Genomic DNA, 13,229 nt, shown 5'->3' with positions numbered 1-13,229 from the left:
TCAGCAGGGGGTGCGCTACCTCGCGAGCAGGGTGCCGTCCTCGTCGAGGGACACCGTCACCCGCCGCTCCCACGCCGGGTCGCGGTCCGGGAAGTCCGTGCGGAAGTGCCCCCCGCGGCTCTCGGTGCGCAACCACGCCGCGCGCACCAGCGCCCGCGCGACCTGGTGGACGTTGGTGGTCTCCCACTCCGCGGCCTGAGGTGCCGCCACCACGTCCGCCTCCCGGTGGGCCGACGTCGTGATCCCGGCCAGCGCGACGTCCGCGCGCTCCAGCGACTCGGCCGAGCGCACCGGCCCGGCGCCGTCGGACGCGGCCCGCTGCACCCTCGACCGTGCCGCCGCGGCGACGAGCCCCGTGCCCCCGGGGCGCTCCACGACCTCCGGGCACTCGCGCAGGTCGCCCGCCTCGTACCGGTGCACGACGTCGGCCGCGGCCCGCTGGGCGAACACGAGCCCCTCGAGCAGCGAGTTGGAGGCCAGCCGGTTCGCGCCGTGCACCCCGGTGCACGCCACCTCGCCCACGGCGTACAGGCCGGGCACCGAGCTGCGCCCGTGCAGGTCGGTCACGACCCCGCCGGAGTGGTAGTGCTGCGCCGGCGCCACGGGCACCGGCTCCTCCGTCCAGTCGATGCCGGCCTCGAGCAGCCGCGCCGTGATGCCGGGGAACCGGCGGCGCAGGAAGTCGGCGCCGAGCGCGCGGGCGTCGAGCAGCACGTGCTCCGCGGAGGTCGCGGCCATCTGCCGCACGATGGCGTGCGCGACGACGTCACGCGGCGCGAGCTCGGCCATCGGGTGCGCCTCGGGCATGAACCGCTGACCGGTGACGTCGAGCAGCAGCGCCCCCTCCCCGCGGACCGCCTCGCTGATGAGCGGCAGCTGGCCGCGCGCCCCCGCACCGAGCCACAGCACGGTGGGGTGGAACTGGACGAACTCCAGGTCCCCGAGCACGGCACCGGCGCGCAACGCCGCGGCGATGCCGTCCGCCGTCGCGCCCGGCGGGTTGGTCGAGGACCGGAACACCTGCCCCACTCCCCCGGTCGCGAGCACCACGGCCGGCGCGAGCACCGCGCCGACGCCGTCCCGCGACCCCTCGCCGCGCACGTGCAGCGTCACGCCGGCCACGGGCCGGGAACCGTCCGCCGCGGGCGCACCCGTCAGGACGTCCAGCACCAGGGCGTTCTCGATCACCTCGATGCCGGGGTCGTGCTGGACCGCCTCGATCTGCGCGACCAGCGCCCGCGAGATCTCGGCCCCGGTGGCGTCACCGCCGGCGTGCGCGATCCGGTCGGCCCGGTGGCCGCCCTCGCGGGTGAGGGCGATGCCGCCGTCGGCCGCCCGGTCGAACGTCGCACCGCGGGCGACGAGCTCACCGACGCGGTCCGGCCCCTCCGTGACGAGCACCTCCACGGCGGCGGGGTCGCTCAGGCCCCCGCCCGCCACGAGGGTGTCGTGCTGGTGCGCCGCAGGGGTGTCGTCGGGGTGCAGCACCGCGGCGATCCCGCCCTGCGCCCAGACGGTCGAGCCGGAGGGCAGCTCGGCCTTCGTCACGAGCAGCACGTGGGGTACGCGGGTGCGGAGCTCGAGCGCAGCGGTCAGCCCGGCGATCCCGGACCCGACCACGACGGCGTCCGCGCGCGTCGTCCAGCCCGGCGCGGGGGCGGCGAGGGAGCGGGCGAACCGGGCCGGGCTCACCGGGCCGCGACGGGGATGCCGGAGCTGACCAGGCCGAAGCCGTCCGGCACCTGGCCCGGGTCGTCGTGGACCTCGACGATCCGGTTCTCGCCGTCGACGAACACGACGTGCGGCAGGAAGCTGCGGGCGTCGGCGTCGGCGAGCATCCCGTAGGCGATGATGATCACGGTGTCGCCCGGGTGCACGAGGTGCGCGGCGGCGCCGTTGATGCTGATCTGGCCGGACCCGGCCTCGCCGGGGATGACATACGTGGTCAGCCGGGCTCCGTTGTCGACGTCGACGACGTCGACCTGCTGGCCGGGGATGAGGTCCGCCGCCTCGAGCAGGTCCGTGTCGACCGTGATCGATCCCACATAGTGCAGGTCCGCCTGGGTCACGGTGGCGCGGTGGATCTTGCCGATCATCATCGGGCGCTGCAGGGAGGCCGGACGGCGCGCGGGCGCGGGCGTGGCCGGGCCGTGCGAGCTGGCGGCTGAAGCAGTCTGGTCAGTCACGAGATGCCTCCTGGCCTGGGGTTTCGCTGCCGTCGGAAGGCGCGACGACGTCCACGGCCTGGTTGTCGATCAGTCGGGTGGTGCCCACGCGCGCCGCGACGAGCAGGAGCGCGGGTCCGGTGTGCTCGGCGGGCACCTCCTCCACGGTAGCCGGGTCGACGAGCGCGAGGTAGTCCACCACAACGTCGGTGGCCTCGTTGAGGATTCCCGAGGCCGTCGCCCGCACGGCCGCGGCCCCTGCGCCGCCGGCCGCCTGCTGCGCCCCGGCGCGCAGCGCACGCGACAGGGCGAGCGCGGACCGGCGCTCCTCGTCGGACAGGTAGGCGTTGCGCGACGACAGCGCGAGACCGTCCTCGTCGCGCCGCGTCGGGACCCCGACGATCTCGACGTCCAGGTCGAGGTCCCGCACCATGCGACGCACGGCGAGGAGCTGCTGCGCGTCCTTCTCGCCGAAGAGGGCGACGTCCGGGCGCGTGGCGTGCATGAGCTTGAGGACCACGGTGAGAACCCCGTCGAGGTGTCCTGGCCGGAACGCGCCCTCGAGCACCTCCCCGATCCGACCTGCGCTGACACGCACGACCGGGTCACCGTCCGGGTAGACGACGTCGGGCGCCGGTGCGAAGACGACGTCGGCACCCGCGCCGGCGAGCAGCGCGACGTCCCGCTCGAGGTCACGCGGGTAGCTGTCCAGGTCCTCCCCGGCACCGAACTGCAGCGGGTTGACGAAGATCGTCACGAGCACCTGGCCGCCCGGTCCCGCCTCGGCGCGGGCACGGCGCACGAGGTCGAGGTGGCCCTCGTGCAACGCGCCCATGGTCATGACCACGGCACGGCGGTCGGTGGCCTCGGGCGCGGTCATCGCCCAGATCGCCATCGCGTCGCGCAGGTCGGACCGTGTCGTGACGACGACCGGCCCGGCAGGCCCGGCAGGCCCGGCAGGCCCGGCAGGCTCCGCCTGCGACGACGTCTCACGTTCCGCGGGGTGGGTCATTCCTGCTCCTGGGGGGTCTCACCGAGGACGTCGAGCAGCGTCCGCGCCGCGACGTCGTCGATCCGGTGGCTCGCGAGCGCGCGCCGCGTCGCACCGCGCGCGAGCTCGGTGTAGGTGTCGGGGACGTCGGTCGCACCGGTGCGCGCGGCGAGGTCGCCGAGGACCTCGAGGTGGGTGGTCACGGTCCCGGCGTCCCCGCGCGAGACGGGCCCCGTCAGGGCCGCGATCGCACCCGGGCCGACGCCGTCGCGCACGTCCGCGGACCGCGTCGCACCGTCGAGCGCCGCGCCGAGCAGCGGGGCGAGCACCCGGCCGGGACGCTCGATCCCCGCCGCCTCCAGTGCCTGCGCCGCCTGGGCCACGAGCACCACCAGGTGGTTCGCGCCGTGCGCGAGCGCCGCGTGGTACAGACCACGAGCGGTCTCGTCGACGACGACGGGCTCCCCGCCGATCTCCACCACCAGCGCCTGGCCGATGGGCAGCACCGCGGCCGGCGCGGTGACGGCGAACGTGCAGCCCTCCAGCCGGGCCAGGTCGAGCGACGTCCCGGTGAACGTCATCGCCGGGTGGACCGCCAGCGGGATCGCGCCGGCACGTTGCGCCGGCGCGAGCACGTCCGTGCCGTAGCGCCCCGAGGTGTGCACGACGATCTGACCGGCCTGCCAGGCACCCACATCGGCGAGTCCGGCGACCAGGCCCTCCAGCGCGTCGTCGGGCACCGCGAGCAGCACCAGCTCGGCCCGTTCGAGCACCTCCGGGACGGTGAGGTTCTCGACGCCCGGCAGCAGCGTGGCGATGCGCTCGCGCGAGTCGTCGGAGACGCCGGTCGCTCCGACGACGGCGTGCCCGACGGAACGCAGCGCGCTGCCGAACACCGCCCCCACGCGTCCCGCGCCGACCACGCCCACGCCGAGGCGCCCCGGCCGGGCCGGTCCCGGGCGGCCCGGGGTGCCCGACGGCGGCTCGAGGCTCACGCGCCGTCCTCCCGTCGCGTGGGCGGGGGGTCCTCTTCCGGTGCAGGTTCGGCGGCCGGTGCAGGTTCGGCGGCCGGTGCGGGTTCGGCGGCCGGTGCAGGTTCGGCGGCCGGTGCGGGTCCGACGGCTGCCGCGACCGCGGCGACCGTCTCCATCCAACGCTCCGGCGTCTGCTGCGCGCGCGCCGTGCGGGCTCGCACGGCCTGCTCGGCGATGAGGCGCGCCGCGTCGGGCTCGTCGAGGTGGTGCACGGCAGGGCTGATGGGTCCAGGCGTCGAGTGCACGGCGAACGAGGCCACCCCGCGGTGTCGCTGCCACGGCCCCTGCTGGAGCCCCAGCGACTGGGTGCGCTCGTGCGGCACGACGGTGAGCCGACGGGTCAGCCGGCCGCCGCGCAGCAGCAGTGCCCTCTCGGTGACGGCGAACCCGTTGCGGCGCCAGGTCAACGGGTCGAGGATCAGGGCGCGCCGCGGGCTGGTCGTGAAGGTCCGGTCGGTGCGGGCGTCCCCCGTCAGCCCCTCGTCGACGAGCATCGCGGGATCCGGGGTGCCGAGGTCGGGCAGGACGAGCCACATCGCCGTCAGCGCCTCCTGGCGGGTGCCGACGGGCAGCAGGACGCTCTGGGTCCCGTCGGTGCCCTCGATGCCGTACCCGGCGACGTTCACCTTGATGCGCCACCAGTCCTTGCCGCGCCACCACAGTCCCTGAGTCAGCTCGATGGCTTGCACCCGGCCCGGCGGGATGGTCTGGGCCCGCGTCTCGAGAAGACCGTGCCGCAGCCGGATGCCGTCCGGCGACACGGCCGCACGGAAGCCGAACTCCCCCGCGAACCGGTTGAACAGGAACGTCGCGACACCGAGCAGGGCGGGCAGCAGCGAGAACAGGATCGCGACGTTCCGCGTCACGGCGACGGCGGCACCGAGCCCCACGAGCAGGGCGAGCGAGATCCAGACCGCCGGCAGCCGCACCAAGGAGGCCACCAACCGGCCGGGAGGAACCTCGTAGACCTGGTTCTCGGGCGCCTCGACCACCCCCGACAAGGGCGGCGACCCGGCCGAGGTCTCCTCGGCGGGACCCGCGTCAGCGGTCACGGACCCCGGCTCGGCCGCAGGCACGGTGGGCCGGCCGGTCCCGGCGGCATCCTCCCGCACACCACCGGCCCGCCGGGCCTTCACGCCGGCGGCCCGCGCCAGCAGGTCCGCTCGCAGAGCCGTGGCGTCGTCGAGGCGCAGGAAGCCGATCGCCACCGCGGAGTCCGTCCCACCGGCCACCTCGAGGGTGAGCTCCGCCAGACCGAAGATCCGGGCCAGCAGCGGCTGGCGGACGTCGATCGCCTGCAACCGGTCGAGCCGGGCATGGCGCTGCTGGCGGAAGAGGATTCCCTTGCGCAGGTGTGCGGCGTCGTCGTCGACCGCGAAGGTGGTCATCCTCCAGGCCAGCGCGGCGTACCCGAACACGAGGACCAGCACACCGAGGACGCCGAGGGCGAAGACCCACCACACCCGCGCCACGTCGTCGACGAGCTCGCCGTACGGGACCGCGTCGAAGCTCTGCTGCGTGACCACGAAGAGCAGGGCGACGATGATCGCCCAACCACGGACGAACGGCGTCACCGGGTGGACACGGCGCCACTGCTGGTCGTCCCGCTCCGCCGGTGACACCTCAGGGGGCTCCGGGGGTGTCGCCGAGGACTCGTGCGCCGGGACGGGCGCGGGACCGCTCTCGCTCACAGGCCCGCCAGCCTCGCCTCGCCACGGACGGTGAGGCGATCGCGCAGCCGCTCCGCCTCGTCCGGTGCCAGACCGGGGATGACCGCGTCGGTGCTGGCGGCCGCCGTGTGCAGCTGCACCTTCGCGATGCCGAGCTTGCGGTCCAGCGGACCGGCCTCGACGTCGACGAACTGCATCCGGCCGTAGGGGACGACGACGAGCTGCCGGAACAGGATGCCCTTGCGGATCAGCAGGTCGTCGTCACGTTCGGCGTAGCCGATCGCCCGGACCTGCCGCGGGACGAGCAGCACCGCCCACACCAGCAGGGCGGCCAGGACCCCCGCGGGGAGCCACACCCACGGCGTCACCAGCACCGCGACGACCGCGCAGACCACGAACGGGACGCCGAGCATGATCCCCAGCACGACGAGCCGCGCCGTGATCAGGCGGAGCGACACGCCGTCCCAGGCGATGCCCGGCGGGTCGAACGGGCCGGAGGGGTCAGGGGCCGCGGTGGGATCGGGCGAGGTCATGAACTCATCTTCCCATCCTCGGCGTTCAGGACGTGATCGCCTCGGCCTCGCCGCCGTCGTCCTCGGGCGGCGGGATCTCGCAGAACTTCTCGACGAGCAGGCCCGCACAGCTCAGTGCCACGGCCGCCAGCGCCGCGACGCCCGACACGACCGCCTGGTCCCGCCGCGCCTCGACCTCGAGCTGCGGCAGCACCACGAGCACGTGGGCCAGGTACCGACCGGCGAGCAGCGCACCGGTGTAGGCGGCCGCCTTCGCCATCGCGAAGGTGCGTGCCGCACGCAGGGCGTCGAGGTCAGGCTTCTCGCCCCGCAGATAGGCACGGACCGACCAGCCCGCCCAGACGACGAGAACAGCCAGCAGGGCGATCGCGAGGACCTCGACCCATGCGGCGCCCGGCAGATAGGCACGCCGCGACTCCAGCAGCCGCAGCACCAGCGCGCCGACGGCGGCGACGGCCGCCGCGAGAGCGACCAGCGTGCGGACGCGGGTGCGGCGCACGTCAGCGCAGGCCCGGCTGACCGGTGTCCGGCGCGGGTGGGATCGGCGCAGGCGGGATCGGCGCGTGCTGGTGCGGGGCAGGGATCGTCGCCTGCTCCGCCGACGGCGGCCGGACCGCCGGTGCCGGCGGGTGCACCGGTGCGGGTGGCACCACGCGCTCCGGTTCGGCGAACACCGGCTGCGGCTGGGTGCCATAGACGGCCGGCGGCGGCGTCCCGTTGTCGTGCTGGAGCGTGTCCGGGCCGTAGCTCGGCCAGGGCTCGACGTAGACCTGCTGGACCGGGGCCCGCTCCGGCTCCGGCTCCGGGGCGGCGGGGATGAACGCCGGGGGCTCCTGACGTTCCGCCGGCACCTCCGGCTCGTAGGTCCAGCCGGAGCCAGGATGGCTCGGGCCGTCGATCACCTCGGGCTCGGGCTCGGGCTCGAACGACTGCTGCCGCAGGTCCTGCGGGAGCTGTCCCTGCGGCGGCTGGCCCTGCGGCGCGAGGCTCTGGGGTGGCTCCTGGCGAGGCACCGGGATCGACGGTGGCAGCTGCTCACGAGCGGGCGACAGCGCGTCGGGCGCCACCGGGTCACCCTGCACCGACGGGGGTGGTCCGTTAACGGGCGGTGCCGCGACCGGCTGCGATCCTGGCTGCTCCCACGGCCCGGGCGCAGGCTGCTCCGCGGCCTGGGGCTGGGCTGCCACCGCACCGGTCGTGGCGGGCTCGGTCAACCAGTCCAGCGCGAGCCAGCGGATGCCGGGGCGGTCCGGGGCCGTCGCGGCGAGCTGTGCCACAGGCCCTCCCCCCAGCCCGCCGAGGACGGCGTCCGGGTCGACCTCGGCCCACGGGACGAGCACGAACGCGCGCTCGCGTGCCCGGGGGTGCGGGAGCTCGAGGTCGTCGGCACTCGTGACGAGCCCGTCGTACTGCACCAGGTCGATGTCGAGGGTGCGCGGCCCCCATCGCTCGTCCCGGACGCGGCCGTGCAGCAGCTCGACCTCCTGGCAGGCGCCGAGCAGGTCGCGTGGCGGCAACGTGGTGCGCACCAGCAGGACCGCGTTGAGGAAGTCCGGCTGCTCGGGGCCGACGGCGGCGGTACGGGCCAGCGGGGAGACCTCCATGACCTGGAGCCCGGCGATCCGGTCGATGTCCGTCACGGCAGCCCGCAGCGTCCCCTGCGGGTCACCGAGGTTCGAACCCAGCGCGAGCACGGCGTCCACCGGCCCGGACGGCGGTGTGTCCAGCGGGTCCAGCGGCGGCGCGGGGGTCGGCTCGGGCTCGGGCTCGGGGACCCGGCCTGGCTCAGTCGCAGCCGGCGAGGCGGCCAGCCCCACCGGCACCGCGGAGATCATCGTGGCGCCTGAGTCGGGCGCGGCGGCGGTCGGCACCGGAGCGGCGGGAACGGGTTCCGACGGCACAGGGGCCGACGGGGCCGACGGTACGGATGCGGCCGGCACGGGGGCCGACGGCACGGGGGTTGACGGCACGGGGGCTGACGGCACGGGAGCCGACGGCACGGAAACCGCGTCCGCCGGGGTGATCGGTGCCGGCCGGGTCTCGGGCGCCACGGCCTCGTGCCACTGCTCCGGCTCCGGCTCGGGTGAGACGGCAGGCAGCCGCTCCCGATCCCGACGCACCACGACCTCGACGTCGTCGAACGGCACGCTGATCGGCGCCTGCGGCTTGTGCACGCGGACGTCCACGGCCTGCACGGACGCGTACGAGAGCAGTACCGACGCGATCCGTTCGGCCACGGTCTCGACGAGGTCCACGGGCGGGCCGGACAGCACGTCGTACACGTCCTCGGCCACCTCCGCGTAGCTCACGGTGGCGGTCAGGTCGTCCGAGCGCGCGGCGGCCTGGGTGTCGAGGTGCAGCACGACGTCGGCGCGGAAGGTCTGGCCCTCGGCACGCTCCTCGGGCAGGACCCCGTGGTGGCCCGTGGCAGTCACGCCCGTCAACCGGATCTGGTCGAGCGGCCGCCCGTCCGGGCCGGGTACGGCATCGGCAAACGTCACGGGGTGGCCTCCGTCTCGTGGTCCGGTGGCACGACGTGGTCGCGCCCCGGAGGGGTCTTCTCCTGGGTGGTGCGCGCTGCGTCCCAGGCGGCTGCGACGCGCACGGCGTCAACGCTCGCACGCGCGGCGTGCACACGCACGCACCACGCCCCGGCGTGTGCGGCCAACGCCGAGATCGCCGCGGTGGCGTTGTCGCGGGCCAGCGGGGGTGCGGGTTCGCCGCCGCCGGCGAGCAGGTGTCCGAGGAACCGCTTGCGGGACGCGCCGACCAGCAGCGGCCGGCCGAGCGCGTGCAACGCGTCAAGATGTGCCAGCAGGGGCCAGTTCAGCGAGCCGGCCTTGGCGAAACCCAGTCCCGGGTCGAGCACGACCTGCTCGGGTGCCACGCCGGCGTCGTACAGCGCCGTCAGGCGTGCCCCGAGCTCCGCGCGCACGTCCGCGACGACGTCGTCATACACCTCGAGATCGTCCATGACGTCCGCGTGACCGCGCCAGTGCATGGCGACGTAGGCCGCGCCCGTCGCCGCGACGGCCTCTGCCATCGCCGGGTCCGCGAGGCCGCCGGAGACGTCGTTGACGATCCGGGCGCCCGCAGCCACCGCGCGCTCCGCGACGGTCGCCCGGGTGGTGTCCACCGAGACGATCGCCCCGGCGGCAGCGAGCCGCCCGATGACGGGGATCACCCGACGGAGCTCCTCGTCCTCGCTGACGCGGGCGGACCCGGGCCGGGTCGACTCACCGCCGACGTCCAGGATGTCCGCACCCTCGGCGAGCAGGTCGAGCCCGTGCTGCACGCCGGCTTCCGGCTCGAACCACTCGCCCCCGTCGGAGAAGGAGTCGGGCGTGATGTTGACGACGCCCATGACGAGGCAGCGCCCGGCCCCGGAGAGCTCCGGGAGCCCGGCGACGACGGCGTCGCGTGCAGACATCTGCGCTACCGCCCCAGGATGAGGCTCATCGCCTCGGCGCGGGTCGCGGCGTTCTGCATGCCCCCGCGCACGGCCGAGGTGACGGTCCGCGAACCCGGCTTGCGCACACCGCGCATCGACATGCACAGGTGCTCGCACTCGACGACGACGATGACGCCGCGGGGGTCGAGGATCCGCACCAGCGCGTCGGCGATCTGCGTGGTGAGCCGCTCCTGGACCTGCGGACGCTTGGCGTAGACCTCGACCAGCCGGGCCAGCTTCGACAGACCGGTGATCCGGCCGTCGGCGCTCGGGATGTAGCCCACGTGGGCCACCCCGTGGAAGGGCACGAGGTGGTGCTCGCACGTCGAGTACACCTCGATGTCCTTGACCAGCACCATCTCCTCGTGACCGATGTCGAACGTCGTGGTCAGCACGTCCTCGGGCTCCTGGTGCAGCCCGGCGAAGATCTCCTGGTAGGCGCGCGCCACCCGCGCTGGGGTGTCGCGCAGGCCCTCCCGCTCCGGGTCCTCGCCCACGGCGATCAGCAGCTCACGCACGGCGGCCTCGGCACGCGCGGCGTCGTAGGGCGGCACCTCGGCGGCGGGGCGGACCCCGAGGGACACCGCGCTCAGCGGCAGGTCCTCGGCACTCACGGGCTCTCCTCGGCGGGTCCGTCCTGCGTGGTCGCACCCTCGCCGTCCGCGGCGGCTGCCCGCGAGACGCGTCCGCCGACGTCGGACCGTGACGCCGCCTCCTCCGCCTCGACGTTGCCGACGACGGCGGCCTCGTCCTGCGGCGCGCCGGGTGTGCCGTTGGTCGAGAACGCGGCCCGCTCGCCGTCGGTCATGACCGGACCGCGGGTGTGGACCGTGCGCTGCTCGCTGGAGAGCCACACGTCCCGCGGGGGGCGCTTGGCCACGGGACCGAAGATCTCGGCCAGCTCGGCCTGGTTGAGCGTCTCCTTCTCGAGCAGCTCCAGGACCAGGTCGTCCAGGACGTCGCGGTACTGCGTGAGCACCTCCCACGCCTCGTCGTGCGCGGCCTCGACCAGCCGGCGGACCTCGTGGTCGACGGTGCCGGCCACGGCCTCCGAGTAGTCGCGCTGGTGCCCCATGTCCTTGCCGAGGAACGGCTCGGACGAGGCGGAACCGAGCTTGATCGCCCCGACCCTGTCGCTCATCCCGTACTCCATGACCATCTTGCGGGCGATGGCGCTGGCCTTCTCGATGTCGTTGCTCGCGCCCGTGGTGGGGTCGTGGAAGACGATCTCCTCCGCCACCCGGCCACCCATGGCGTAGGCGAGCTGGTCGAGCAGCTCGTTGCGCGTCGTGGAGTACTTGTCCTCCGTGGGCATGACCATCGTGTAGCCGAGGGCCCGCCCACGCGGGAGGATCGTCACCTTGGTGACCGGGTCCGTGTACCGCATGGCCGCAGCCACCAGGGCGTGCCCGCCCTCGTGGTACGCGGTGATCTTCTGCTCCTTGATCTTCATCACGCGGGTGCGCTTCTGCGGGCCCGCGATGACCCGGTCGATCGCCTCGTCCAGCGCCCGGTCGTCGATGAGCTGGGCACCCGACCGCGCCGTGAGCAGGGCGGCCTCGTTCAGCACGTTGGCCAGGTCGGCGCCGGTGAACCCGGGGGTGCGGCGCGCGACGGCGGCCAGGTCGATCTCGTCGACCATCGGCTTGCCCTGCGCGTGCACCTGCAGGATCCTCTCGCGGCCCTTGAGGTCCGGTGCCTCCACAGCCACCTGCCGGTCGAAGCGGCCGGGGCGCAGCAGCGCGGGGTCGAGGATGTCAGGGCGGTTGGTGGCCGCGATGAGGATGACGTTCGTCTTGACGTCGAACCCGTCCATCTCGACGAGCATCTGGTTGAGCGTCTGCTCACGCTCGTCGTGCCCGCCGCCCATGCCGGCACCGCGGTGCCGGCCCACGGCGTCGATCTCGTCGACGAAGATGATCGCCGGTGCGTTGTTCTTCGCCTGCTCGAACAGGTCCCGCACCCGCGAGGCACCCACGCCGACGAACATCTCGACGAAGTCGGAGCCCGAGATCGTGTAGAACGGCACGCCCGCCTCGCCGGCGACGGCACGTGCGAGCAGGGTCTTGCCGGTGCCGGGGGGCCCGTAGAGGAGCACGCCCTTGGGGATCTTCGCGCCCACGGCCTGGAACTTGTCCGGCTCGGCGAGGAACTCCTTGATCTCGTGCAGCTCCTCGACCGCCTCGTCCACGCCGGCGACGTCCGCGAACGTCACCTGGGGCATGTCCTTGCTGATGAGCTTCGCCTTGGACTTGCCGAAGCCCATGACGCGGTTGCCGCCCCCCTGCATCCGGGACAGCACGAACCAGAAGATCGCGATGATGATGAGGAACGGGATGAGGAACGAGAACATCGACCCCCAGAAGGACGCCTGCGGCACGTCGGTGTCGTACCCGTCGGCCAGGTCGGCGCCCTCCACGGCCGCGACGACGTCCTCACCCTGCGGCGCCACCCAGAAGAAGTCCACCTTGTCGCCGTGGTCGACCTCGTCGTCGGTGTCCGCGTCGACGACGTAGTCCTCCGAGAGGTCGAGCTCGACCCGTTGCTCGCCGTCGACGATGAGGGCGTGCTTGACCGTGTCACCCTGCAGCAGCTCGAGGCCCTGCGACGTCTCGATCCGGCTCACGCGGTCGCCCGTGAAGGCCGAGAACGCGAGCGCGATGAGCACGAGGCCGAGCACGATCCAGATGATCGGTCCGCTGAAGATCTTCTTGAGGTTCATCCGTGACGGGGCGCTGCCCCGCTTCCCTTCGTCCGGGCGATGGTTCGATAGGCGAAAATATACGGCGGTCCTGAGAGTTCTCCGCCGTGTTCGCGCAGGGCTCAGCGCACGTCAGGAGTAGACGTGCGGCGCGAGCGTCCCGATGAACGGCAGGTTGCGGTACTTCTCGGCGTGATCGAGGCCGTAGCCCACCACGAACTCGTTCGGGATGTCGAAGCCGACGTAGCGCACGTCGACCTCCACCTTGGCGGCGTCCGGCTTGCGGAGCATCGTCGCGACCTCGACCGACGCCGGGCCGCGCGAGCGCAGGTTCTGCACGAGCCACGAGAGCGTCAGGCCGGAGTCGATGATGTCCTCGGCGATGAGCACGTTGCGCCCCGACAGGTCGGTGTCGAGGTCCTTGAGGATCCGCACCACTCCGGAGGACTTGGTGCCGGAGCCGTAGGACGAGACCGCCATCCAGTCCATCTCGATCGGGTGGTGCAGGCGCCGCGAGAGGTCGGCCATGACCATCACGGCGCCCTTGAGGACGCCGACCACCAGCAGGTCCTTGCCCGCGTAGTCCGCATCGATCTGGGCGGCCATCTCGTCGAGCCGCGACCCGATCTGTTCCTCGGTGAGCAGGATCTCGGCGAGGTCGCCGGCGACGTCCGACTGGTCCAC

At 73.7% G+C, this 13,229-nt stretch carries 12 protein-coding genes; all 12 read right to left on the bottom strand.

Going from position 1 to position 13,229, the window contains the following annotated elements; all coding sequences use genetic code 11:
- Positions 1-15: 15 nt before the first annotated feature.
- Positions 16-1,692, bottom strand: a complete 1,677-nt coding sequence (locus PZC42_RS11890) for an L-aspartate oxidase (RefSeq protein ID WP_277211313.1) — start codon at positions 1,690-1,692, stop codon at positions 16-18.
- Entirely contained in the window at positions 1,689-2,099 is a 411-nt protein-coding gene (gene panD, locus PZC42_RS11885) for an aspartate 1-decarboxylase (protein WP_277211386.1), read from the bottom strand. The genes PZC42_RS11890 and panD overlap by 4 nt, the downstream gene beginning before the upstream one ends.
- A 79-nt stretch (positions 2,100-2,178) precedes the next feature.
- Positions 2,179-3,177: a pantoate--beta-alanine ligase gene (panC, locus tag PZC42_RS11880; protein WP_277211311.1), complete on the bottom strand. Its 999-nt coding sequence runs from the start codon at positions 3,175-3,177 to the stop codon at positions 2,179-2,181.
- On the bottom strand, positions 3,174-4,151 hold the full coding sequence (locus PZC42_RS11875) for a Rossmann-like and DUF2520 domain-containing protein (protein WP_277211309.1): 978 nt from the start codon (positions 4,149-4,151) through the stop codon (positions 3,174-3,176). Before PZC42_RS11875 ends, panC begins: the two co-directional genes overlap by 4 nt.
- A complete protein-coding gene (locus PZC42_RS11870; RefSeq protein ID WP_277211307.1) occupies positions 4,148-5,881 on the bottom strand; it encodes a PH domain-containing protein in 1,734 nt (577 codons plus the stop codon). The genes PZC42_RS11875 and PZC42_RS11870 overlap by 4 nt, the downstream gene beginning before the upstream one ends.
- Positions 5,878-6,393 (bottom strand): PH domain-containing protein, encoded by a 516-nt coding sequence (locus PZC42_RS11865; protein ID WP_277211305.1) that lies wholly within the window; start codon positions 6,391-6,393, stop codon positions 5,878-5,880. Before PZC42_RS11865 ends, PZC42_RS11870 begins: the two co-directional genes overlap by 4 nt.
- A gap of 25 nt (positions 6,394-6,418) precedes the next feature.
- Complete coding sequence (locus PZC42_RS11860; protein WP_277211303.1) at positions 6,419-6,892, bottom strand: DUF3180 domain-containing protein; 474 nt, start codon at positions 6,890-6,892, stop codon at positions 6,419-6,421.
- Position 6,893: 1 nt separating this feature from the next.
- Positions 6,894-8,894, bottom strand: coding sequence for a 2-amino-4-hydroxy-6-hydroxymethyldihydropteridine diphosphokinase (folK, locus tag PZC42_RS11855; protein WP_277211301.1), 2,001 nt, complete (start codon positions 8,892-8,894; stop codon positions 6,894-6,896).
- Entirely contained in the window at positions 8,891-9,823 is a 933-nt protein-coding gene (gene folP, locus PZC42_RS11850; protein ID WP_277211299.1) for a dihydropteroate synthase, read from the bottom strand. The genes folK and folP overlap by 4 nt, the downstream gene beginning before the upstream one ends.
- Before the next feature lie 5 nt (positions 9,824-9,828).
- Positions 9,829-10,437: a GTP cyclohydrolase I FolE gene (folE, locus tag PZC42_RS11845; RefSeq protein ID WP_306574839.1), complete on the bottom strand. Its 609-nt coding sequence runs from the start codon at positions 10,435-10,437 to the stop codon at positions 9,829-9,831.
- Positions 10,438-10,454: 17 nt separating this feature from the next.
- Positions 10,455-12,566: an ATP-dependent zinc metalloprotease FtsH gene (gene ftsH, locus PZC42_RS11840; RefSeq protein WP_277211297.1), complete on the bottom strand. Its 2,112-nt coding sequence runs from the start codon at positions 12,564-12,566 to the stop codon at positions 10,455-10,457.
- Positions 12,567-12,677: 111 nt separating this feature from the next.
- Complete coding sequence (gene hpt / locus PZC42_RS11835; protein ID WP_277211295.1) at positions 12,678-13,229, bottom strand: hypoxanthine phosphoribosyltransferase; 552 nt, start codon at positions 13,227-13,229, stop codon at positions 12,678-12,680.

Source organism: Isoptericola croceus, assembly GCF_029382255.1.
Taxonomy (GTDB): domain Bacteria; phylum Actinomycetota; class Actinomycetes; order Actinomycetales; family Cellulomonadaceae; genus Isoptericola; species Isoptericola croceus.
This window is presented reverse-complemented; position numbering and strand designations above follow the sequence as displayed.